The organism is Croceibacterium soli, assembly GCF_009828065.1.
Taxonomy (GTDB): Bacteria; Pseudomonadota; Alphaproteobacteria; order Sphingomonadales; family Sphingomonadaceae; genus Croceibacterium_B; species Croceibacterium_B soli.
The window spans coordinates 25,831-46,913 of the sequence record NZ_WTYK01000004.1 but is presented as its reverse complement, the minus strand read 5'-3'; the positions used below and the strand labels follow the sequence as shown (position 1 = coordinate 46,913).

Here is a 21,083-nt window from a genome sequence, read left to right as displayed (position 1 = left end):
CGGTTATCCGAAGCTGGCCGCGAGCGAGCCCATCAGCAGGGCCCAGCCGTCGACGAGAACGAATAGCAGCAGCTTGAACGGCAGCGAGACGAGCATCGGGCTCATCATCATCATGCCCAGGCTCATCAGCACGCTGGAAACGACGAGGTCGATCACCAGGAACGGCAGGAACAGCATGAAGCCGATCTGGAACGCGGTCTTGAGTTCGCTGGTCACGAAAGCCGGCAGCAGGATCGAGAATGGGACGTCCTGCGGCGTGCGGAACGCCGGCGCCTCGGCGATCTCTGCGAACATCTCGAGGTCGTTCTCGCGGGTCTGGCGGATCATGAAGGCGTGGAACTGGTCGCCGGCGATGGAGATCGCTTCTTCCGCGTTGATCTGCCCGGCCGAATAGGGGGCGATCGCGGCGTCGTTCACCCGCTCCAGAGTCGGGGCCATGATGAACAGGGAGAGGAACAGCGAAAGCCCGATCAGCACCTGGTTCGGCGGGGACTGCTGCAGGCCGAGCGCCTGGCGCAAGATCGCCAGCACGATGATGATGCGGGTGAAGCTGGTCATCATCAGGACCAGCGCCGGCAGGATCGTCAGCAGCCCCATGATCAGCAGGAGCTGCAGCGACAGGCTCAGCGGCTCCCCGCCGGCGCCGCCGAGCTCGCCGAAGGCGCGGTCGAGCGCGCCGGGCACCACGCCTTGAGCGTGGGCGGCAACCGGAACGGCCACGGCGCCCAGCGCGCCGAAAAGGGCGGCGAGACGCTTCACGCGGCGTTCTCCAGGGTCGTGCGGGCGGGGGCCTCGGCCAGGCGAGTCATGCCGTGGCGCGAGGTGGAGACCAGGATTTCGCGCCCGTGGAATTCGATCACGGCCAGTCGCATCGTGGGGGAGAGCATCGTCGATTCCACGATGCGCACCGCCTTGGTGCCGCCCTGCGGCGCGCCGAAGCGGCCCTGCATGCGCTGGGCCAGCTTGAGGCTGCCCCAGATCATCAGCCCGATCAGGGGCAGCAGGACCAGCAGCTTGAGAACGTACCAGAACATCAGGCGGCCTTTTCGACCTGGGCGGCGGTGACCTGGATCGGCGGCGCGCGGCGGTCGCGCGGAGCTTCGCCGCGGCCGCTGCCGACCAGCTCGAGGATGCGCAGCCCGAAGCGGTTGCCCTCAGCCACGACTTCGCCGCGGGCGATCAGCTTGCCGTTGACCATGACGTCGAGCGGTTCGTCCGTCAGGCGTTCGAGCATGACGACGCTGTCCTCCGCCAGCTCGAGCACGTCGCGCAGGCTCATCTGCGCACGGCCGAGCTCGACCGTCAGGCGGACGTCGATGTCGTGGATCAGGCCAAGTCCGTTGGCGGAGTCGATCATTGGTTTTCCTTTCCGGAGAATGTCTGGGTGATCTGGAGGGCGACCTGGTCGTCGACCTCGCCGATGGAGCCGCGGGCCAGGACGATGTCGCCGATGCGCAGCGGAACGTTGCGGGCGACCATGATCGGCAGCACGTCGCCAGGCTGGAGATCGGCCAGGCGGTGCAGCGGCACTTCCATGTCGACCAGGGTCGCGCTCGCGGTCAGCGGCAGGCCGGCGAACGGCGCTTCGTGCGCTTCCGCTTTGCGTGGCTGGGTGGCCCGGCGCGGAGTGTTGCGGGGGAGCAGCGCGGCGAGGGCTTCGGTCTCCAGCGCTACGCCGATGCGCCAGGGGCGGGTGTCGCCGACTTCGAGCTCCAGCAGCGAAAGTTGCGCCTGGGCCTCGAACGGGCAAAGCCGCGCCGCATCGGAGCCGCGCTCGCCGGGCTGGAAGTCCACTTCGGGCAGTTGGGCGGCGATGGCTGCGAGGATCTGCTTCTCGAGACGTCGGGCCAGGAGTTCGGCGGATGTCGGCAGTTCGGCGGGCAGCTTGTGCTCGACGATGCCGGTGCCGCCGAACGTGCGGTCGAGCTGTTCGAGCAGCGCGCGCGCTTCGAGCGAGAGCAGCAGCTGGCGCTCGTCGGCGCCGAAGCGATGGAGGCTGTTCGCGGCGATCGGGCCGCAGGCTTCGCCGAGCTCCGCCCGGGTCACGGAGCGGACGCCGAGGGAGCGGAGCTGCAGGGCCGGATCGCTGCACGCGGCGGCGAGGGCGGGGCGCAAGGTGCCCGCCAGCCGCTCGCCGAAGCGTTCGAAATCGGCGGAGAGGTCGGCCGGCGCGGCCCTCCGCTTGAGGAGGGCGTCGCAATGGCCGGCCGTGCGCCGATCGCGCTCGCTGGAGCCCTCCTGGGTCATTGGACGATGAAGGTCCGGAAGTGGACGGCATCGACGCCGCCGAAGCCTTCCTGCTCGACCAGGACGTCGTTGACGGCCTTGGTCAGGCGCTTCTGCAGGCGCTCCTTGCCCTCGGGCGAGTAGATGTCCTCCTCCGGCGTGTCGGCCAGGGCCACCAGGATGCGCGAGCGGATCGCCAACTCGTGCTCGGCCAGCCACATCAGCACGCGGCCGTCGCGACGGGTGGAAGCGGCCAGGCTGACCTGGACCAGCGCGTCGGTGTTCCTGAGGTTGGAGGTGAATTCCTCGGCGAAGCTGTGATAGGCGGTGCGGTACTTGCTGCCGCCTTCGCCGTAGACCACGGGGGCGGCTTCCTTGCCTGCCTTGGCCGGCGGGGCGAAGCTGTCTTCCTCGCCCTTGAGCACGAGTTGCGGGCCGGCCTCCTCGGCCTTGGCAGGCTGGTCGCCGAGGATGCCGGCAGCCATGAGACCGAACACCGTGCCGCCGCCGGCGCCGGCGAGCAGGACGCCCATCAGCAGCATCTTGAAGAGCTTCGGCCTCTTCTTCGGCTGGGCGGACTTGTCGTTCTTGTCACTCACGGTGGGTTCCTCGTCGGTGTGCTGGTTGGGTGTCAGGCGAAGATGCCGGCGCGGGCCGTGTCGCCGTTGCCGGAGGGGCTGCCATGCCGGGCAGAGCGGCGCTGCTGCGCCTGGTCCTGCCTTTCGGGATGGCGCTGGGCGGAGTTGCCGCCGGTAGCGTCGCGCTCGGCCGCGGCCCCGCGAGGCTGAGCTTGTGACTGGCTTCCGCCGGTGTGGCTGTCGGTGGTGGCAGCGGCGGCGCTGCGTTCGCCCACGGCGGCGGCGACGGCGCGGTGCGCGTCGGGATCGCTGGCCGAAAGGCGAACCGCGAGCTGGCCGTCGCGCTGCTGGTCGAAGCTCAGCGAGATCTCGCCGAACTCGTCATGGGTCACGGCCAGGGCAGCGGCGGTCGGCGCGAAAGCCTCGCGGGCCGCGGCAAGGCGCTCGACGACGCGCGTCAGGTCCTGCAGCGCATCGCTGTGCAGCGCGGGCCGGGCGGTCTCGACCGGCCTGCCGGCTTGCGAACTCTCGGCTGGAAGCGACTGTGCGGCAGCGGCGGACGGTGCCTGCGGCGCAGCCTCGACCGCTGCCGCCTTGGCGAAGGGCAGTCCCTCGACGGCGGGCTCGCGGACCTTGGCCGGCTGGACCTCTGTCTCGGTGCGGAGCTGACTGGAGGAGGAAGGCGCAGCCGGTTCCGGTGCGACTTGGATCGCGACGGAGCGTCCCTCGGCCTTTTCGCCGCTCTCGCGCCTTGCCGGCGCAAGCAGGGCGGCGGCTGGCAGCGACAGTTCGGCAGCAGCCGACGTGGCTTGTCCCGCGGCAGCGTGGGTGGGTTTCGGGCCTGCCTGGGCAGTGTCCGAGGCTGGCATGGGCGAGGGGGCTTCACCGCCCTCCTGCTTCGCCTGCGCCGCAAGTGCGGGAAGCGGCAGGTCCGTCCGGCCCGGTGTCGCGGGCGCAGCATGAGCGCCGGGCTGGGCCGGTTCGATATTTGCGGCGAGGGGCGTCTCGGGCGCCAGCATGGTGACCGGCGCCTGGAGGAGAGGCGCGAGGTCCGCGTGATCCGCGGTCGGAACATTCGCCCCGATTTCCGCGCGATCGTCGCTACCTTTGGAGACTTCGGCAGGAAGATCGGCAGGACCGTCGGCCGGCAGATCGGCAAGAGCGGCGGCAACGTCCGGCAAGTTTTTGCCGGTTTTTGTTGGGACCGGCAACCGGACGTCGCTCGCCGGGGCCGTGGAGGGCTCTTCGGCCGGGGCGACGAGCTTTGCCTCGCCGGCGCTCGGCAGGAGATCGAGGGACTGCAGGACGGCGGAAAAGGCGCTCTTCGCTCCCTCGCCGCCGGGGGCGGACGCCGATGCGTCGCCAGCCTCCGTGGAGGTGTGGGATTTCGAAATTGAGAGTGCCAGAGAGATCATCGACTTGTTCGTCCGCCGTTGTACCTCCCCGTCTATTCAAGATGCGTGCCAGCTTTCCTCACAGGGATGCGGTCGTCCTTGCCGGCTTCCTCCAGAACGGAGCGATGAAGCACCTTGCGGCCCTCTTCGGCGCGCTGGCGGCGGCGCTCGGCGGCGGCGAGATCGGCCATTTTGCCGTCGGCTTGCTGCCGGGCATAGTCGGCCTGCTGCGCGGCGGTCCGGCCGAGATCGCGCAGATGACTGCCGAGTACGGTCGCGCTGCGGAGATCGGTGCCGTCCTGCGACTTGTCGCGCAGGGCGTAGAGCTGGGCCAAAGATCGGGTGCGTTCGGAGAGCTGTTCGAGCTTCACCCGCACGGCTTCCGCCTGGAAGGCATCGAGCGCGGCTTTGCGCTGCTCGGCCGATCGGACGCGTTCGATCAGGTGCGCGCGGCGCAGGCGCGCCTTGTCACTGCCCATGGCCCATGAGCTGCGCGAGCTGGTCCATCGAGTCCTGCAGCGCGACGTGCTCGCCGCCGGCCTGGGAGAGGAAAGCGGCGATCTGCGGTTGCAGGGCGATGCCGCGGTCGATGATCGGATCGGCGCCGGCACGGTAAGCGCCCATCAGCACCAGGTCGCGGTTGCTCTCGTAACCCGAAACGAGCGCGCGGAAGCGGCGCGCGACAGCGCTCTGTTCTGGCGGCACGACATCGCTCATCACACGGCTGAGCGAAGCGCCGACGTCGATCGCCGGATATTGCCCGCGCTGGGCCAGCTCTCGCGAGAGCACGATGTGGCCGTCGAGGATCGAGCGGGCGGTGTCGACCACCGGATCGTTCTGGTCGTCGCCGTCGGCGAGGACGGTGTAGATCGCGGTGATCGAGCCGCCGCTTTCGGCCGAATTGCCGGCGCGTTCGACCAGCTTGGTCACGGTCGAAAGCGCCGAGGGCGGATAGCCGCGCGCCGCGCCGGGCTCGCCCAGCAGAATGCCGATCTCGCGCGCCGCATGGGCGATGCGGGTGAGGCTGTCCTGGATCAGCAGGACCCGGCGGCCCTGCGCGCGGAAGTATTCGGCCAGCGAAGTGGCGAGAAGAGCGCCGCGCAGGCGCAGGTTGGGTGCGTGATCGGCCGGAACCGCGACGACGGCGGTGCGGGCGGCCGCTTCGCCGTTCATGTGGCGGGAAACGAAGTCGGAAACCTCGCGCGCACGCTCGCCGATCAGGCCGACGATCACGATGTCGGCTTCTGCGCCGCTGGCGATCATGTCGATCAGCACGGACTTGCCGACGCCCGACCCCGCCATGATGCCGACGCGCTGGCCGATCCCCAGCGTGGTGAGGGCGTTGATCGCGCGGATCCCCGTGTCGAACGGCTCGCGCACGCTTGCGCGGTCGAGCGCGCCGGTGCGCTTTCCGCCGGAGGGCCATTCGGCCATGCAGCGCAAAGCCGGACCTCCGTCGATCGGCTGGCCGAGCCCGTCGACCGCGCGCCCGAGATAGGCGGGGCCGACCGGCAGCATCCCGGGCCGCCCTTCGGGGCGCACGGGAACGCCCGGGCGCAGCAGGACGCTGTCGCCGAGCATCATCATCATCGTGCGGCCGTTGCGGAAGCCGATCGCTTCGGCCGTCAGCATCGTCCCTTTGCCGTCGTCGATGCGGCACAGGCCGCCGATCGGCACCGAAAGCCCGCTGACCTCGATCAGGCCGCCGTCGCAGGCGGTCACCCGGCCGAAGCGGCGCGGGCTCAGGTCGACCGGCGACATCGCCAGGCCGCCGAGCATCTCATCGAACTGCCTCAGCACTCGCGAAAGGCCTCGGCTAGGATCCGCCGCCATTGCGCCGGACCGTCCTCGATGCCGCCGTCGGCGGTCTCGATGCGTAGCCCGCCGCGCTCGACTGTCGGCTCCGCCTCGACCGCAAGGCCTTCCGGCAGCCGGTCTCTGACCAGCGCAAGATCTTCCGGATTGAGCAGCACCCGGCGTTCGTCATGGGCGCGCTGGAGCATTCCGGTCGCTTTCTCGACCCGCGCGGCGAGGCCTTCGGGGTCGATGGCCACAGGCATGATCGTCGCTTCGCAGAGCGCGAGCACGGTCTGCCGCAGGCGCTCCCGCAGTTCGGCTTCGCTGTGTTCGTCGAACTGGGCGAAGGCGAGCTCGATCGCCCCGCGCTGCGCCTCGCGCTCGCGCTCGGCAAGGAGTGCGGCCTCCATCGCGTGGGCGCTGCCTTCGGCGAACCCCCGCTCGTAAGCCTCGACCACGGGGTCCGGCGCTGCAGCGGTGGAAGCGCGGGCCAGCATCGGCGAGAAGCGGGTGTCGCGGGAGAAGCCGCCGCGGCTGCGGAGCAGGTCGAGCGGAAGGCTAGACATAGTCTTCCTCCCCGCCGCCGCTGCCGAACACGATGGTGCCTTCGGCGGCGAGACGCTTGGCGACCGCAACGATCGCCTTCTGCGCCGCTTCGACTTCGGTCCGCTTGATGCGGCCGCGCGCCTCGATCTCGTCGCGTAGCCCATCGGCCGCGCGGCTGGACATGGCTTCGAAGAAGTGATCGCGCTTGTCGGGTTCGATGCCCTTGAGGGCGTCGATCAGCAGCTCGCTCTCGATCTCGCGGAGCAGGGCGCCGGTCATCTTGGTGTCGAGTTCGAACAAGTGCTCGAACTTGAACATTTCGTTCTCGAGATCGCGCGCGAGCTGCTTGTCGATCTTGCCGATCGCCGGCATCACGCGTTTCTCTACGCTGCGCGCGGCGTTGTTGATGATCTCGGCGGCTTCGCGCACGCCGCCCATCGTCAGCGGGGCCTTTCCGTGGGTCCTGGCGATCTTGGCCGCCAGGGTTTCCTCGAGGATGGTGATCGCCTCGGGCGATACCGGGCCCAACTTGGCGATGCGGTGGACCACCGGGGTGTGCAGTTCCTCCGGCAGGCCGGCAAGCACCGCCGCGGCGGCGACCGGCTCCAGCTGGACCAGCAGGACCGCGATCGCCTGCGGATGCTCGTCCGCGATCAGCGGGATGAGAACTTCGGGCTCGAGCCACTGCGCCAGCTCCAGCGCGGGCGTGCGCGGACCTTCCTGCGGCGGGGCCACGCGGCGCATAAGGCTGTCGGCTTTCACCTCGCCCACCGCGCTCGTCATGATGCGGCGGACGTTCTCGACCCGGTCGTGCGAAGCGATGCCGGACCGGCCGGCGGATTCGGCGAAGCTGCTGATGGCAGCGGCGATCGCGCCAGGCCCGATCTCTCCCATGGCGCACATCTTCGCGCCCAGGGTCCGCAGTTCGTCCGGTGACAACCCGGCCAGAAGACGCGCCGCGTCCTCTTCGCCGAGCAGCATGACCATGACCGCGGCGCGGTCGGGCCCCTCGGCGGTCACTTCGGCCAGGGCGCTCATCGCGCGGCTCCTTCGTTGCCTTGGGCTTCGCCGAGCATTCGGCGCAGCGCCTGCAGGGCATCGTCAGGCTGTTCGCGGACGATGCGCTGGGCGAGCTCGATCTGGGCGGAGAGCCGCTCCCGATCGGGCATTTCGCTGAACTGGCCGGCCGAGACCAGCGCCTGGCGCCCAGCGATCATGCGCGGCTCGCCGCCGCCGGCTTCTTCGGCTTCGCTCTTGCGGCGGGTCAGCGCCTTCACGATCGGGCGCACGGCCAGGAACAGAACCAGCAGGACCGCGATCAGCGCCACGACATTGCGCAGGATGGTGCCGAACCAGGCGGTTTCCCAGAAAGGCACGGCTTCGATCTCAGCAGCCTGGAAGGGGCGGACGATCACGGCCACGGTGTCGCCCCGTTCCGGGTTTGCGCCCACGGCGGCTGCGACCAGACGTTCGAACTTCTTGAAATCAGCGGCCTTGGCGCCCTTGAGCGCATCCTGGTTGAGCGCCACCGCCACGGACAGGCGCTTCACGCTGCCCGGGGTGATGTTGGACACGGCGACTTCGCGGCCGAGCTCGAAAGTCCGGGTAGCGCTGCTTTCGCCGCTCGCCTGCGGGGCGGCCGGCGCCGCTTCGCCGTCGGGCGCGTCGGGGCGGGCTTCGGCCGCTGCGGGCGGGGTGTTGGCGAGCACGCCAGGGACGCCGATCGCGCCGCCGGCGACTGCCTGAGAGCGCTGCGTCGTCTCGCGGCGGATGGCGCCGTCCTTGTCGTAGCTTTCGCGCGCGGAGGTGACTTCGTTCATGTCGAGCTCGACCTGGATCTCGCTCGAGAAGTTGCCCGTGCCGATCATCGGGGAAAGCAGCTGCTCGACCTGCATGCGCAGCTTGCCTTCGATCCGCGATTGCAGCTCGAGCCGGTCGGAATCGGCGTTCTTCGCCTGCGACAGCAAGCGGCCGTGCTGGTCGACGATCTGCACCGCGTCGATCGTCAGGCCCGGCACCGATCCGGCGACGAGGTTGGCGATCGCGTTGACCTGCGAATCCGCCATCTGCCGGCCGCGCGCCATGCGCACCATGACCGAAGCGGTCGGCGCCAGGTTCTCGCGCACGAAGACCGAGCGTTCGGCCCGGCCGAGGTGCACGCGGACCGCCTCGACGCCGTCGATTTCCATGATGGTGAGGGTCAGGTCGCGCTCCTGCGCGGCCCGCAGCCGGTCGCCTTCGAGCGTACGGCTGGCGCCCATCGGCAGCGCATCGAGCATGTCCGTGCCGCTCTCAGGCGCGGCGAGCGCTCCGTCGGAGGCCACGAGCATGCGCGCGCGGTAGAGATCGTCCTCCGCCACGGTCAGCGCGCCGGTGGCGCTGTCGATCGTGTAGTCAATGGAGGCCTTGTCGAGCGCGCCGACCACTTCGGCCCGCTCGGCATCGCTGAGCGAGGAGTAGAGCACGCGCTGCGGTGCGGGCGAGAGGCCGGCCCAGACCAGCGCGAGCAGCCCGACCCCGGCGACACCGGCGAACCAGGGCAGCGCTTTCCTGACCGGCGGCTGGGCAGCGAAGGCGCCGAGCCGGGTCAGGACCGATCCGCCCCGCGCGTCGCGTAAGGGGGTGAGCAACGATCCGGAGGCGTTGGCTGCGGGTACCAGTTCGCTCATCTATCAGATCCCGATCCGCATGATTTCTTGGTAGGCGGAGAGCAGCTTGTTGCGGACCTGCAAGGTCGCCTCGAAAGCGACACCGGCTTCCTGCCTGGCGAGCATGACTTTGGCGATGTCGGTCACTTCGCCGCGTTCGTACTGCGCGCTCAGGTCCGAGGCCTTGCTCTGCGTGGCGCTGACCCCGTCGAGCGCGTTCTTCAGCGTGTCGGCGAAGCCGCCGCCGGGTTCGGCCGGCGCCTGACTGCCTTTCGCCTGATGCAGTTCCTGCAGCAGGCTCGAACGATCGATGATCTGCTGGCGAAGCGAGATAATCTGCTGGACCGATCCCGCGCCGCCTATTCCGTTGACACTCATCCACGGCCTCCCATCGCAAGCCCGGCTTCACGGAACGATGCCAGGCGATACCGCAAAGTCCGCTCGCTGATGCCGAGCTGGCGCGCCGCTTCGGCGCGGCGCCCGCCGCAGGCGTCGAGCGTGTCCATGATCGCCCGCGCTTCGGAAAGCTGGACGACCTTCGAAAGCTTGGCGCCGCCCGGGGCTTCCGGCTCCGGCGCATTGCAAACGGGTTCCGGCGCGCGCTCGACCAGACGGGCGGCCCGGTCGAAGACGATGTGCTCGGCCATGATCATGTCGCCGGTGCCGGCCAGGACCAGCGCGCGGCGCATGACGTTCTCGAGCTCGCGGATGTTGCCGGGCCAGCCGTGCTGCTTGAGCATCGCGACCGCGGCGTCGGCGATCCAAGGCACGGTGCGGCCCTGCGGCACGTGGCGCAGCAGCATGGCAAAGGCGAGCGGCACGATGTCCGCGGGCCGGTCGCGGAGGGCGGACAAGGCCATCGGGAACACGTTCAGGCGGTAGTAGAGATCGGCCCGGAAGCGCCCTTCCTCCACCTCCAGCGGCAGGTCGCGGTTGGCGCAGGCGATGATCCGGACGTCGATCTTGACCGGCGTGGTCGCGCCGACCGGCACGACTTCGCTTTCCTGCAGCGCGCGGAGCAGCTTGGCCTGGAGGGACAGCGGCATCTCGGCGATCTCGTCGAGCAGCAGCGTCCCGCCCTCGGCGGCGCGGAAGAAGCCTTCGCCGCCAGTATTGGCGCCGGTGAAGGCGCCCTTCTGGTGGCCGAACAGCAGCGCTTCGAGCATCGTTTCCGGGATCGCCGCGCAGTTGATCGCCACGAACGGCTTGTCGCGGCGCGGGCTGCGCTCGTGAATGAAGCGGGAGAGGACTTCCTTGCCGGTGCCGGTCGGGCCGTTGATCAGGACCGGGATGTCGGTCGCCGCCAGGCGGTCGGCCAGCGCCAGGACCGAAAGCGATTCCGGATCGGCCGCGATCGGGCCGCCCTTCGCGGAGATCAGCGCCACGAGCGCGCCGAAGGTGGCTTCGGAGGCAGGGTCCTCATAAGTCAGCGAGGCCCCGGAGCCCGAGCGGACGATCGACGGCGCTTCGGCGCGGGCGATGGAGAGCGCATTGGGCAGGCCCCGCGTCGCCGCTTCGGCCGCGTCGCCGATCTGTACCGGGTTGGGCGGAAACAGCGAGGACGTTACCCCCGCCAGCTTGCCCGCAAGTGCCGCATGAACTTTCTCGAACCTCTCGGTCCGCTGGATCGATCCCACGTTGGCCCCCTGATTAACCAAACCCCTTGAGAGGGCAAATGCGGGCCGATCATGCAAATTTGCATTAAGGTTAACGTACCCATTTATACGTACGCGCGGATACTTATTCGCCCTGGGAGGCGAGCAGCACCCTAAAAAATTCCGGGGCAGTGCCGGTCTGGGTTCCAGCTGCCAATCGTGGAGGGGATCTCTGGGCAGCCTCGTTCGACACCTCTCGGGAGATTTCAAATGTCCATTATCAACACGAACATCAGCGCCATGAAGGCTGCTAACTCTTCGGCCCAGGCCAACAAGGCCCTCGGCACCGCGATGGAGCGCCTGTCCACCGGCAAGCGCATCAACAGCGCCAAGGACGACGCCGCCGGCCTCGCCATCGCCACCTCGATGACCTCGCAGGTTCGCGGCATGAATCAGGGTATCCGCAACGCCAACGACGGCATTTCCATGGCGCAGACCGCGGAAGGCGCCCTCAACGAAGTCACCAACATGCTGCAGCGCCAGCGTGAGCTGACCGTGCAGGCGTCGAACGGTTCCTATTCGGCCGACGATCTCGCCAACATTCAGTTGGAGATGGACGCCCTGACCACGCAGATTGGCAGCGTCCTGACCAATACCGAGTTCAACGGCCAGAAACTGTTCGACGGCACTGCCGGTTCGGTATCGATCCAGGCTGGCGCCAACGCCACCGACACGGTCACCCTCGACCTTTCGGCCAACCTCACGACGCACGCGGATATTGCGGCCGCTGCAGCGGTAGACGTCACGGCGCTGGCCGGTGACGGCAGCGAGCTCACCACGTTCGACGATGCGATGAAGGTGATCTCCACCACGCGGGCCAGCCTCGGTGCGTCGCAGAACCAGCTCGAATCGGCTATCAACAACCTGAGCAACAACGTCACCAACCTGTCCGACGCCCGCTCGCGGATCGAGGACACGGACTACTCGGCCGAGACGACCGCGCTCGCCAAGGCGCAGATCCTGAGCCAGGCTTCGACCGCGATGCTGTCGCAGGCCAATCAGAGCCAGCAGAACGTGATGTCGCTCCTCCGCTGATCGATCCCATCGATCGGCTCTCCAGGGCCCGGCGCTTCCCCAAGCGCCGGGCCCATTTTTTATGCGCATTGGGGCGGGCGAAAGCGCGCGGCTGCCGCATGGACCCTGAAACAAGTTCAGGGTGACGATGGGGGCCTGGGTTGAGCTCACGGAACTCTGCCACCTCCCCTTGCAGGGGAGAATCGTACGGCTACCGATCAAGCCGGGAGCGGCGAAGGAGCCCCCTCCTCTTCAGAGGAGCGGGTTGGGGGTGGTGGAGGCACCGCGACGCCTCGCCAACCGCAGCACCACCCCCGTTGCGACTAGGTTCGCCTGCGGCTCACCAAGTCTCGCTGCCCCTCCTCTGAAGAGGAGGGGTGTCGTCCAGCGCCACGCGCGCAACGCCTTCGTGCCTTTGTGCCTTCGTGTGTCAAATACCCGCGGGGTACTGCCTCCTTTTAGGGGAGGGAGTAAACTCGCGCAGGCGCGCCCCGGGGGCGTCCGTCAGTGGCTGCTAAATGGACCCTGAAACAAGTTCAGGGTGACGATGGTAGCTACGGGAGATGGTAGCTACGGGAGATGGTAGCTACGGGAGATGGTAGCTGGGGTGAGGCGGGCGGGAGCAAGGCCCCAACTCCGTCATCCTGAACTCGTTTCAGGATCCATCCCGCCCCAACCTTCGGGCTGCCACTCCTCGAGCATACACAACCCGTTCGTCCTGAGCTTGTCGGAGGACCGGGGCGTCGCACGAAGTTCGTGGTTCGACAGGCTCACACGAACGGTAGGGGGGCAAGCGGTCGCGAACCCTACTTCATCAGCAGGATGGAGATCCGGCGGTTGCGAGGGTCCTGGGGGTTCTTGGCGATCAGCAGCTCGCGGTCGGCGACGCCTTCGATGCGGCGGAAGCGGGCTTCGGCGATGCCGCTGCGCATGAGCGCCTGGCGGGTCGCCTCGGCGCGGCCGGCGGAGAGGGACCAGTTGTTGGCCTTCAGGCCGCTCTTCCACGGCAGAGCGTCGGTGTGCCCGCGGATCGTCAGGTCGCCCAGTTCCGGGCGGACGGCGTCGGAGATCACCCCGATCAGCGCCGCGGCATCGGCCGTGAGCACGGTCGTGCCGAGCACGAACATGGAGAAATCGGCATCGTCGACCAGATCAATGCGAACGCCTTGCGTCGTGTCGACCATTCGCACCTGGCGGGTCAGACGGCGGAGCCGCTCGCTTTGCTCGAGCTTGCTCTGCACCCGCTGGCGCATGCGGCTGATCGCGCCTTCCTTCGGGCCGCCGGTGGCGTCGCGCGGGATCGTGAGCGAGCGGCTGCCGGTCTGGCTGGCGCGGTGAGGGTAGTTGTCTGGATCGGTCAGCGACGCTCCGCCGAGCAGGCCGGTGGAGCCGGCGCTCTGTTCGCGGGTCTTCACCAGTGTCGGGGTGAAGTAGTCGGCGAGGCCCTTGCGCTGGTCCTCGGTCGTGGAGCCGAGCAGCCAGAGCAGCAGGAAGAACGCCATCATCGCGGTCACGAAATCGGCATAGGCGACCTTCCACGCGCCGCCGTGATGGCCGGCGGCGACCACCGTCACCTTCTTGACGATGATCGGCGGCAGATCGTTGCGCCCGGCTTTCGAGGCCATGTCAGCGGCCCCGCAGGCTGTCGAGCAGCTCGGACAGGCCCGGGCGGAAGGCGTGGCTCAGGCCAGAGCGGGCGCTTTCCACCACCAGCGGCTGGGGATAGCCGTTCAGCGAGGCGACGATCACCTGCTTCACCGCGTGGAAGATCTGCTCGTCCTGCTCCAGCACTTGCTTGAGGCGGGAGGAGAGCGGGCCGACGATCCCATAGGCCAGCAGCACGCCGAGGAATGTGCCCACCAGCGCCGAGCCGATCATCCCGCCGAGCACCGCCGGCGGCTCGTCGATCGAGCCCATCGTCTTGACCACGCCCAGCACGGCCGCGACGATGCCGAGCGCCGGCAGCGCATCGGCGAGCGACTGAAGCGCGTGCTGAGGTTCGTGGATCTCGTGGAAATGCGTCTTCATCGCATTGTCCATGACCTCTTCGACCGCGTGGGTTTCGAGGGTGCCGGAGGAAACGACCAGCAGCGTCAGGGTGTCGGCGATCAGCGCGATCAGCGGCTTGTTCGCGAGGAGGTTGGGGTACTCGGCGAAGATCGCGGAATTTTGCGGCTCCGCCACGTGCGCTTCTAGCGCGACCGGCCCGTCCGTGCGCATCAGCTTCATGAGCTTGGTGGTCAGCGCGATCGCATCGATGTGATCCTGCTTGTTGTGGCGCGGACCCTTGAAGATCTTCTTGAACGAGCCGCCGATAGCCTTCAGCTCGTGCAGCGAATTGCCGGCGATCATCGCGCCCAGGGCCGCGCCGCCGATGATCATCATCTCGTGCGGGATGGCGTGCATCACCGGGCCCAGCGCTCCGCCGGTAAGAGCGAAGCCCCCGAACACCATGACCAGCAGGACTACGATACCGATCGCTGCGTACATCTCGATTGTGACCCTTCGTTCTTCGTATCAGCGCATCATGCCGAACAGCGACAGGCCGGACAGGCGCACGAAGCTTGCCTGGCTCGCCTCCAGCACGGTCATGACTTCCTGCAGACGGGTCATCGTGGCCGCGAGATTGGCACCGCCGACCGCGGCCTTCTCGTCGGCGACGAGCTCGCCGTTGGCCTCGCGCCGCTGGTCCATGATTTCGATCCAGCTCAGGCGCCCGCCGACAACGGTCTGGGCAGTGGTCACTTTGTCGAGCCCGGCGTCGAGGCCCGCCAGGGCGGCGCTGGCGGCCGCGCTCGAGTCACCGCCGCTCTGGAGCGCGCTGGCGAGGTTGCCGAGCACGGCGAAAATGTCGGTCGTGGTGCCGTCGACCTCGAACGCGAAAACTTCAGGCCCGGTGACTGCAGGATCGACTGACTGGCCGTCGCCGAGGCCGATCAGGTCGGCGCCGTCAGTGCCGACGTAGGTCGCACTCGTTTCGTCGTAAGTGTAGGCCGCGCCCGTCGCCTGCCCGCCGAACAGTGCGTGGCCGGCGGCGTTGCGGCCGTTGGCGATGGAGAGGAGGCTTTGCCGCAGGCCGGCCAGCTCGCCGCCGATGGCGGATCGCTGCTCCGGGCTGATCGTCTGGTTGGCAGCCTGCATTGCAAGCTCCTTGGCGCGGATCACCACGTCGGCGATGGAGCCGAGAGCCTGGTCGGCGATCTTCAGGTCGGTCTGCGCCCGGCCGGAGTTGCGCTGGTCGATCTGCGCCAGGCGCTCGCCACGTTCCAGCATGCGCATGCGCGCCGCCGCGACGGGATCGTCGGAAGACTTCGCAAGCCGTTCGCCGCTGCCGATCTGCTGCTGCAGCTTTTCGGCCTGGGAACGCAGGCCGCCGATCTGCCGGGTCGCCCGTTCGTAGAATGCGCTGGTGCTCAAACCGATCATCGTCCGATTCCGATCAGTGTGTTGAAGATGTCGCTTGCCGCCTGCATCGCCCGGCCGGAGGCCTGGAACGCCTGCTGGAACCGCATCAGGTTGGCCGCCTCGGTGTCGAGATCGACGCCGGACTGCTGCTCGAGCGAGATGCGCGCGGAAGCCGCGATGGAGTCGAGCGCCTCGTAAGTCACGCCGCGCCCGGCCACCTGGCTTGAGATGTCGAACAGCAGGGCGCTCATGCTTTTCGCTGCACCGCCTGCGTCGAGCGCCTGGCGCAGGGCCGCCAGGTTGCTGGAGTCGATGCTACCAGCCGGCGCACCGGCCGGAGCAGTGGCGAGAGCTGCGCCGCTGGTCGCGACGAGCCTGAGACCGCCGGCGCCGGCGCCGGCGAACAGCGGTTGGCCTGGGTTGCCGTCGGCGTCCGTGCCGTTTGCCTGGGCGGTGTTGACCGTCTCCGCGATGGCGGCAGCGAGGGTGTCGAGCCGCGAGCGGGTCTGGGCGATCTGGTTCAGCGCGAGCGCGCTGCCGGACAGCGAGCCGCCGGAGGGGACAATGGCGGCGCCATCGACGGCGAAGGACACCGTGCCGTCGGGCGCCGTGGCCATCGACAAGGCCGCCGAAGTGCCGCCGGTCACCAATGCGGGGCCGTTGCTGCCGCCGGCCTTCACGGTGACGGTGCCGTCGGGGGCGAAGCTGGTGGAGATGTTGACCGTGCCGCTCAGGCGCTCCAGCAGTGCGTCGCGCTGGTCGAGCAGCGAAGCGCGGTCGCTGCTGCCCTCACCCGCTCGGGACAGGCGCAAGTTCACCCGGGCGAGTTCGCCGCTGACGATGTTCGCGTCCTCGACCGCCGCGCTCGCATCGAAGCGGGCGCCTTCGCCTACCGCGTCGAGGCTCTCGGCGGCGATGTTGAACTTGCGGGCCATAGTGTCCGCGCTGGCGAGAACGGCGGCGCGCTGCGAGGGATCGGACGGGTCGGAAGCGAGCTGCTGCAGCGAGGCTTCGAATTCGACGATCGCCGAATAGACGCCGGCCTGCTCCACGGCGCTTTCGATGTTCTGCAGGCCACGCAGTTCGGTGGCCGCGCGGGTGAGATCGCTGTTGGTGCGCCGCACTTCGGCCTGGCGGAACAGATCCACGTTGCGGTCGATACCGGCGACCCGCGCGCCGGACAGCGACAGATCGCCGGTGCGCAAGTTGCCGCCCGAGGCGGAGACTTCCTCCATCCGCACGCTGCGGCGGACGTAGCCGTCGCTCGAAGCATTGGCGATGTTCTGCGCGGTCACATCCAGCGCGCCGCGCGCTGCGCGGGCGCCGCTGGCCGCGATCGTGAGGAGGTCCGATGCCATGGCCTAGTTCTCCGGTCCCATGAAGCGGGCGAGCTGCGCCTCGATCGATGCGGCAAGGCCGATCGCGCCGGTGCTGGAGGCGATTTCGGCGAAGCGCGCGTCGCGCATCTCGGCGAAGGTTTCCTCGCCCTGGCCGCCGAACAGGTCGTCTCCGCCGAAGTCCGCGCTTCGCGCTGCGGTGAGCATCTGGCGCAAGAAGATCGCTTCGAACTGGCGCGAGGCTTCGGCCAGACGCGCCCGGTCGCTTCCTGCCGCGGGAGCAGCGGGAAGCGCGGAGGCGGCGGCGGTGAGGGCGGTGGGGGTCGTCATATCACCACCATCTCGGCCTTGAGCGAACCGGCCTGCTTGAGAGCCTCGAGGATGGCGACGAGATCCGATGGGCTGACGCCGAGCATGTTCAGCGCGTCGACCAGCTCGGCCAGCGAAGCACCGGGATCGAACAGGGCCACGCGGTTGGGTTCCTGCACCACATCGATGGTGCTCGATTCCTCGAACTCGGTTTCGCCCCGGCTGAAGGGTTCCGGCTGGATCACCATCGGAGCCTCGTCGATGCGCACGACCAGGCTGCCGTGGCTGATCGCCGCCGGCGCCAGGCGCACGGCGCTGGAGATCACCACCGTTCCGGTGCGGCTGTTGACGATCACCTTGGCGGCGCTTTCCGCCGGATTGACGTCGAGCATCTCAATCGCCGCCATCATTCCGGCGCGGTCGTTGGCGCCCGGGGGCAGCCGCAGGGCCAGGGTCACGCCGTCTTCGACCATCGCGGTGCCGGGATAGCGGCTGTTGATGGCGTCGCGCACCCGCGTGGCGGTGAGGAAGTCGGCCTGGAACAGGTTCCAGCGCAGGATGTCCGAGCTGTCGAAGCCCGTGGCCACTGCCCGCTCCACGCTCGCGCCGTCGGGGATGCGGCCGACGGTCGGCACGTTGACGGTCAGCTTGGAGCCGTCGCGGCCCGACACGCCCAGCCCGCCGACGGCGAGGTTGCCCTGGGCCATCGCGTAGACCTGACCGTCGGCGCCGTAGAGCGGCGTCAGGACCAGGGCACCGCCGCGCAGCGACTTGGCCTTGCCCATGGTGGAGACGGTGATGTCGATCCGCTGGCCGGGCTTGGCGAAAGCAGGCAGCTCCGCGGTGATGATCACCGCCGCCGCGTTCTTCAGCGCCGGGCTGGCGCCGGGCGGCAGCTGCAGGCCGAAGCGGTCGGAGACGCCGCGCATGGCCTGCGTGACATAGGCGAAGTTGTCGTCGCCCGTACCGTCGAGCCCGACCACGATGCCGTAGCCGGTGAGCTGGTTGGAGCGGACCGACTGGAACGTGCCGAGATCGCGGATCCGTTCGGCCTGCGCCGGGCTGGCGAACAGCGCCAGCGTGGCGGCGGCGGCTATGATGAGGTGCTTGATCATGGCCGGCCTCAGAACGGGGTCACGGTGTTGAAGAAGCGCGACAGCCAGCCTTCGCGGCTCGCCCGCTGGACCGCGCCTTTGCCCGCGTAGGTGATGTAGGCGTCGGCGATGCGGTGCGAGGGCACGCGGTTGTCGTGGTCGAGATCCGCCAGGCGGACGATGCCGGAGAGCTGGATCCACTCCTCGCCCTGGCTCAGCTGCATCACCTTCTCGCCGCGGACAAGCGCGGTGCCGTTGGGCCGGACTTCGACAATGGTCACCGTGATGTCCCCCCTGAACATGCTCGTCTGGGCCGCGTCTCCCCCACCATTGAACGACGATGAGCCGCCGGAATTAAGAACCCCGGGATCGAACGAGAATGGACCGGCGCTGGGCGGGGTCAGCGAGATGCCGCCGTCGCGCTGCTGGTTGGAGCTGGCGGACTTCGATGTCTGGGTGCGCTCGAGCAGGACCACGGTGACCAGATCGCCCACGCGGCTGGCTCGCAACCCGTAGTGCAGCGGGGCATAGCCGGCAGCGGCCTGGTAGATCGCGCCGTCTGCCGGCGCCTGCGTGTAAGGCGGCGGCGGGGGCAGCGCGGCGGCGAAGCCGGCGGGCCGCTCGTCTCCGCAGGCGCAGAGCGCCAGCAGCGGGGCGAGGGCGGCCATGCGGTGGAGGATCTTGCGGTTCATGGTCACAGCGTCTGGTTGGCGTTGCGGAGCATCTCGTCGACGGCGGAGACCATCTTCGAGCTGATTTCGTAGGCGCGCTGGCATTCGATCATGTCGACCAGCTCTTCGACAATGTTGACGTTGGAGGATTCCAGCATGCCCTGGCGGATGTTGCCGCGGCCGTTCTCGCCGCCTGGGGCGAGCTGGACCGCGCCGCTGGCGGCGGTTTCGACCAGGAAGTTGTCACCGATCGCCTGGAGCCCGGCGGGGTTGGCGAAGCTGGCGACCTGCAGCTGGCCGAGTTCGGCCGGCTCGGCATCGCCCGGGATCGACGCGGTGACCGTGCCGTCCGGCGAGACTGCGATCGCGCCGGCGCCTTCCGGCACGGTGATCGCCGGCTGCACGACATAGCCCTGCTGGGTGACGAGCTGGCCTTCGGCGGAGCGGGTGAAGTTGCCGGCGCGGGTATAGCCGAGCTTGCCGCCCGGCAGCTCGACCTGGAAATAGCCTTCGCCGTCGAGCGCGAGATCGAGCGCGTTGCCGGTGGTGTTGAGCGCGCCTTGCGTCACGACCTGGCTGGTCGACTGCACGGCCACGCCGGTGCCGAGGTTGAGCCCCGAGGCATAGGCCGTTTCGCCCGACGAGCGCTGCCCGGCGACGCGGGCATCCTGGTAGGCGAGGGTCGCGAAGTTGGCGCGGTCCTTCTTGAAGCCCGTGGTGCCGACGTTGGCGAGGTTGTTGGCGATGACGCGCATGCGCGCATCCTGAGCCTCGAGCCCGGTGCGGGCGACCTGGAGAGCGGAAGTGGGCATTGCTTATGTTCCTTTCGTCAGCTCAGTCTAGTCAGCTCAGGCGCATCAGCTGCGCGCTGCCTTCGTCGCACTCGCGTGCGGTGGCGATCAGCTTGCTGCGCATGGCGAAGAGCCGCTGCGCATCGATCATGGCGACCAGCACTTCGGTGGATTTGACGTTCGACTGCTCGAGCGATCCGGTGAGGACCGTGGCCTCCTCGTCGGTCGGCAGGATCCCACCGCCCTCGACCCGGAGCAGCCCGTCCAGGCCCTTGGCGATGGGGCTACCTTCCCATCCGGCCAGCTTGATGCGGCCGATTTCCTGCGGCGGCTGATCCGGGGTTGCAGGATCGGTGACGGACACGGTCCCGTCCGGCGCGATGGAGGGCTTGGCCCCCAGCGGCACCGTGATCGGCCCGTTGGCGCCGAGCACCGGCCGGCCTTCGCCGTTGACCAGCGCGCCGGTCGGCGAGATCGACAGGTCGCCGCGGCGCGTATAGGCCTCGCTCCCGTCTTCCGCCTGCACCGCCAGCAGGGCCTTGCCCTCTATGGCGATATCGAGCGGCTGGCCGGTCCGGACCACCTCGCCGGCGTCCATGCTGGCGCCGCGCACTTCCGCCTGCTGCATCGCGCGCGCTTCCAGGCTGTCGCCTTCGATCGTGATCGCTCGCTGGTCGAGCAGTTCGGCGCGGAAGCCGACAGTCTGGGCGTTCGCCATGTTGCTGGCGATCACCCGCTGCTGGTTCATCGACGCCTGCATGCCCGAAAGCGCGGTGTAGATCAGCCGGTCCATGGCCTATCAGGTCCTGAGGTTGATGACCGTCTGCGAAATCTGTGTCGCAGTATCGATCGCCTTGGCGTTGGCCTGGAAGTTGCGCTGCGCGGTGATCAGGCCGACGAGTTCCTCGGCGATGTCCACGTTGGAGCGTTCGAGCGCGCCGGAGAGCAGAGAGCCGTACTGCCCGGCTCCGGGCGCGCCGTACTTCGCCGCACCGGAGATGCCGGTCGCTTCCCAGTTCGACGAGCCGACCTGCTTGAGGCCGGTCGGCGAGATGAACGAGGCGAGGGCGACAGTGCCGACGACCTCGAAGGTGCCGTCGGCATACGTGGCAGTCACCGCCCCGTCGCTGCCGACCGTCACGCCGGCGAACTCGGCGCCGTCCGCGTTGGTGGCGGGGATCTGCGCGTCGACCGGCGTGGTCGAAGTAATCGTGCCGTCGGCATCGGTCGGGAAGACCTGCAGGCGGTTGTTCAGGCCGTCGTTGATGTAGCTGGCCTCATCGATGCCGAAGCCGCCGTTGCGGGTGTAGAGCGTCTTGCCGCCTTCGGCCGAGCGCATGGTGAAGAACCCGTCTCCGGTCAGCGCCAGGTCGAGCGCGCCGCCGGTCTGTTCGATCGGGCCGAGCGCGAAGTTCTGGCTGATCGCCTCCAGCGTAGCCCCGATGCCCTGGATCTTGCGCGGGTCGCTCTGCGCCGAGCCGGCGACGACGTCGGCGAAGTCCGTGCGGCCCTTCTTGAAACCGTTGGTGTCGACGTTGGCGATGTTGTGGGCGATCACGCCGAGTTCGGTCTGGGCGTTCTTGAGGCCGTTAAGCGAAGTGTAGAAGGACATGACATG

24 protein-coding genes are annotated in these 21,083 nt (G+C 68.6%); 1 reads left to right on the top strand and 23 read right to left on the bottom strand.

From position 1 onward, the window contains the following. Positions 1-3 precede the first annotated feature (3 nt). The 13 genes from fliP to GRI75_RS07900 are packed head-to-tail and all read right to left on the bottom strand — an operon-like array spanning position 4 to position 10,847. Positions 4-759, bottom strand: a complete 756-nt coding sequence (gene fliP / locus GRI75_RS07960; RefSeq protein ID WP_160746440.1) for a flagellar type III secretion system pore protein FliP — start codon at positions 757-759, stop codon at positions 4-6. After that, complete coding sequence (locus tag GRI75_RS07955) at positions 756-1,034, bottom strand: flagellar biosynthetic protein FliO (RefSeq protein ID WP_160746439.1); 279 nt, start codon at positions 1,032-1,034, stop codon at positions 756-758. The genes fliP and GRI75_RS07955 overlap by 4 nt, the downstream gene beginning before the upstream one ends. Next, positions 1,034-1,357 carry a flagellar motor switch protein FliN gene (fliN, locus tag GRI75_RS07950; protein ID WP_160746438.1) on the bottom strand — a complete coding sequence of 108 codons (324 nt, stop codon included), beginning with the start codon at positions 1,355-1,357 and terminating at the stop codon, positions 1,034-1,036. The genes GRI75_RS07955 and fliN overlap by 1 nt, the downstream gene beginning before the upstream one ends. Then, the gene (locus GRI75_RS07945; protein WP_160746437.1) at positions 1,354-2,247 is read right to left on the bottom strand and encodes a flagellar motor switch protein FliM; all 894 of its coding nucleotides are present in this window, start codon (positions 2,245-2,247) and stop codon (positions 1,354-1,356) included. Before GRI75_RS07945 ends, fliN begins: the two co-directional genes overlap by 4 nt. Beyond that, on the bottom strand, positions 2,244-2,825 hold the full coding sequence (locus GRI75_RS07940; RefSeq protein ID WP_160746436.1) for a flagellar basal body-associated FliL family protein: 582 nt from the start codon (positions 2,823-2,825) through the stop codon (positions 2,244-2,246). Before GRI75_RS07940 ends, GRI75_RS07945 begins: the two co-directional genes overlap by 4 nt. A gap of 32 nt (positions 2,826-2,857) precedes the next feature. Further along, positions 2,858-4,219 carry a hypothetical protein gene (locus tag GRI75_RS07935; protein ID WP_160746435.1) on the bottom strand — a complete coding sequence of 454 codons (1,362 nt, stop codon included), beginning with the start codon at positions 4,217-4,219 and terminating at the stop codon, positions 2,858-2,860. 32 nt (positions 4,220-4,251) lie between these two features. Beyond that, positions 4,252-4,677, bottom strand: coding sequence for a hypothetical protein (locus tag GRI75_RS07930; RefSeq protein ID WP_160746434.1), 426 nt, complete (start codon positions 4,675-4,677; stop codon positions 4,252-4,254). Then, positions 4,667-5,998: a FliI/YscN family ATPase gene (locus GRI75_RS07925; RefSeq protein ID WP_407925137.1), complete on the bottom strand. Its 1,332-nt coding sequence runs from the start codon at positions 5,996-5,998 to the stop codon at positions 4,667-4,669. The genes GRI75_RS07930 and GRI75_RS07925 overlap by 11 nt, the downstream gene beginning before the upstream one ends. Beyond that, positions 5,992-6,561, bottom strand: a complete 570-nt coding sequence (locus tag GRI75_RS07920) for a FliH/SctL family protein (RefSeq protein WP_160746433.1) — start codon at positions 6,559-6,561, stop codon at positions 5,992-5,994. Before GRI75_RS07920 ends, GRI75_RS07925 begins: the two co-directional genes overlap by 7 nt. After that, the gene (gene fliG, locus GRI75_RS07915; protein WP_160746432.1) at positions 6,554-7,579 is read right to left on the bottom strand and encodes a flagellar motor switch protein FliG; all 1,026 of its coding nucleotides are present in this window, start codon (positions 7,577-7,579) and stop codon (positions 6,554-6,556) included. Before fliG ends, GRI75_RS07920 begins: the two co-directional genes overlap by 8 nt. After that, positions 7,576-9,210: a flagellar basal-body MS-ring/collar protein FliF gene (gene fliF / locus GRI75_RS07910; protein ID WP_160746431.1), complete on the bottom strand. Its 1,635-nt coding sequence runs from the start codon at positions 9,208-9,210 to the stop codon at positions 7,576-7,578. The genes fliG and fliF overlap by 4 nt, the downstream gene beginning before the upstream one ends. A gap of 3 nt (positions 9,211-9,213) precedes the next feature. After that, entirely contained in the window at positions 9,214-9,567 is a 354-nt protein-coding gene (gene fliE, locus GRI75_RS07905) for a flagellar hook-basal body complex protein FliE (RefSeq protein ID WP_160746430.1), read from the bottom strand. After that, positions 9,564-10,847 carry a sigma-54 interaction domain-containing protein gene (locus GRI75_RS07900; RefSeq protein WP_235911413.1) on the bottom strand — a complete coding sequence of 428 codons (1,284 nt, stop codon included), beginning with the start codon at positions 10,845-10,847 and terminating at the stop codon, positions 9,564-9,566. The genes fliE and GRI75_RS07900 overlap by 4 nt, the downstream gene beginning before the upstream one ends. 207 nt (positions 10,848-11,054) lie before the next feature. On the opposite strand from GRI75_RS07900, the gene GRI75_RS07895 reads away from it, so the two are divergent. Further along, positions 11,055-11,879, top strand: a complete 825-nt coding sequence (locus tag GRI75_RS07895) for a flagellin N-terminal helical domain-containing protein (protein ID WP_160746429.1) — start codon at positions 11,055-11,057, stop codon at positions 11,877-11,879. 785 nt (positions 11,880-12,664) lie between these two features. Here the strand turns inward: GRI75_RS07895 and GRI75_RS07890 are convergent. Genes GRI75_RS07890 through GRI75_RS07845 form a run of 10 tightly spaced genes read right to left on the bottom strand, consistent with a single transcriptional unit; the run spans position 12,665 to position 21,077 of the window. Beyond that, positions 12,665-13,483 carry a flagellar motor protein MotB gene (locus GRI75_RS07890; RefSeq protein WP_160746428.1) on the bottom strand — a complete coding sequence of 273 codons (819 nt, stop codon included), beginning with the start codon at positions 13,481-13,483 and terminating at the stop codon, positions 12,665-12,667. A 1-nt stretch (position 13,484) separates the two neighbouring features. Continuing rightward, complete coding sequence (gene motA, locus GRI75_RS07885) at positions 13,485-14,348, bottom strand: flagellar motor stator protein MotA (RefSeq protein WP_160746427.1); 864 nt, start codon at positions 14,346-14,348, stop codon at positions 13,485-13,487. Between the two features lie 27 nt (positions 14,349-14,375). After that, the gene (gene flgL / locus GRI75_RS07880) at positions 14,376-15,284 is read right to left on the bottom strand and encodes a flagellar hook-associated protein FlgL (RefSeq protein WP_160746426.1); all 909 of its coding nucleotides are present in this window, start codon (positions 15,282-15,284) and stop codon (positions 14,376-14,378) included. After that, positions 15,281-16,621: a flagellar hook-associated protein FlgK gene (gene flgK / locus GRI75_RS07875; RefSeq protein WP_160746425.1), complete on the bottom strand. Its 1,341-nt coding sequence runs from the start codon at positions 16,619-16,621 to the stop codon at positions 15,281-15,283. The genes flgL and flgK overlap by 4 nt, the downstream gene beginning before the upstream one ends. Positions 16,622-16,624: 3 nt before the next feature. Next, positions 16,625-16,930 (bottom strand): rod-binding protein, encoded by a 306-nt coding sequence (locus tag GRI75_RS07870; protein ID WP_160746424.1) that lies wholly within the window; start codon positions 16,928-16,930, stop codon positions 16,625-16,627. Then, on the bottom strand, positions 16,927-18,024 hold the full coding sequence (locus GRI75_RS07865) for a flagellar basal body P-ring protein FlgI (protein WP_160746423.1): 1,098 nt from the start codon (positions 18,022-18,024) through the stop codon (positions 16,927-16,929). Before GRI75_RS07865 ends, GRI75_RS07870 begins: the two co-directional genes overlap by 4 nt. An 8-nt stretch (positions 18,025-18,032) precedes the next feature. After that, the gene (locus GRI75_RS07860; RefSeq protein WP_160746422.1) at positions 18,033-18,695 is read right to left on the bottom strand and encodes a flagellar basal body L-ring protein FlgH; all 663 of its coding nucleotides are present in this window, start codon (positions 18,693-18,695) and stop codon (positions 18,033-18,035) included. A gap of 2 nt (positions 18,696-18,697) precedes the next feature. Next, positions 18,698-19,486, bottom strand: coding sequence for a flagellar basal-body rod protein FlgG (gene flgG, locus GRI75_RS07855; protein WP_160746421.1), 789 nt, complete (start codon positions 19,484-19,486; stop codon positions 18,698-18,700). A gap of 31 nt (positions 19,487-19,517) precedes the next feature. Continuing rightward, positions 19,518-20,258 (bottom strand): flagellar basal body rod protein FlgF, encoded by a 741-nt coding sequence (locus GRI75_RS07850; RefSeq protein WP_160746420.1) that lies wholly within the window; start codon positions 20,256-20,258, stop codon positions 19,518-19,520. A 6-nt stretch (positions 20,259-20,264) separates the two neighbouring features. Next, positions 20,265-21,077 (bottom strand): flagellar hook-basal body protein, encoded by an 813-nt coding sequence (locus GRI75_RS07845; RefSeq protein ID WP_160746419.1) that lies wholly within the window; start codon positions 21,075-21,077, stop codon positions 20,265-20,267. Positions 21,078-21,083: the final 6 nt, after the last annotated feature.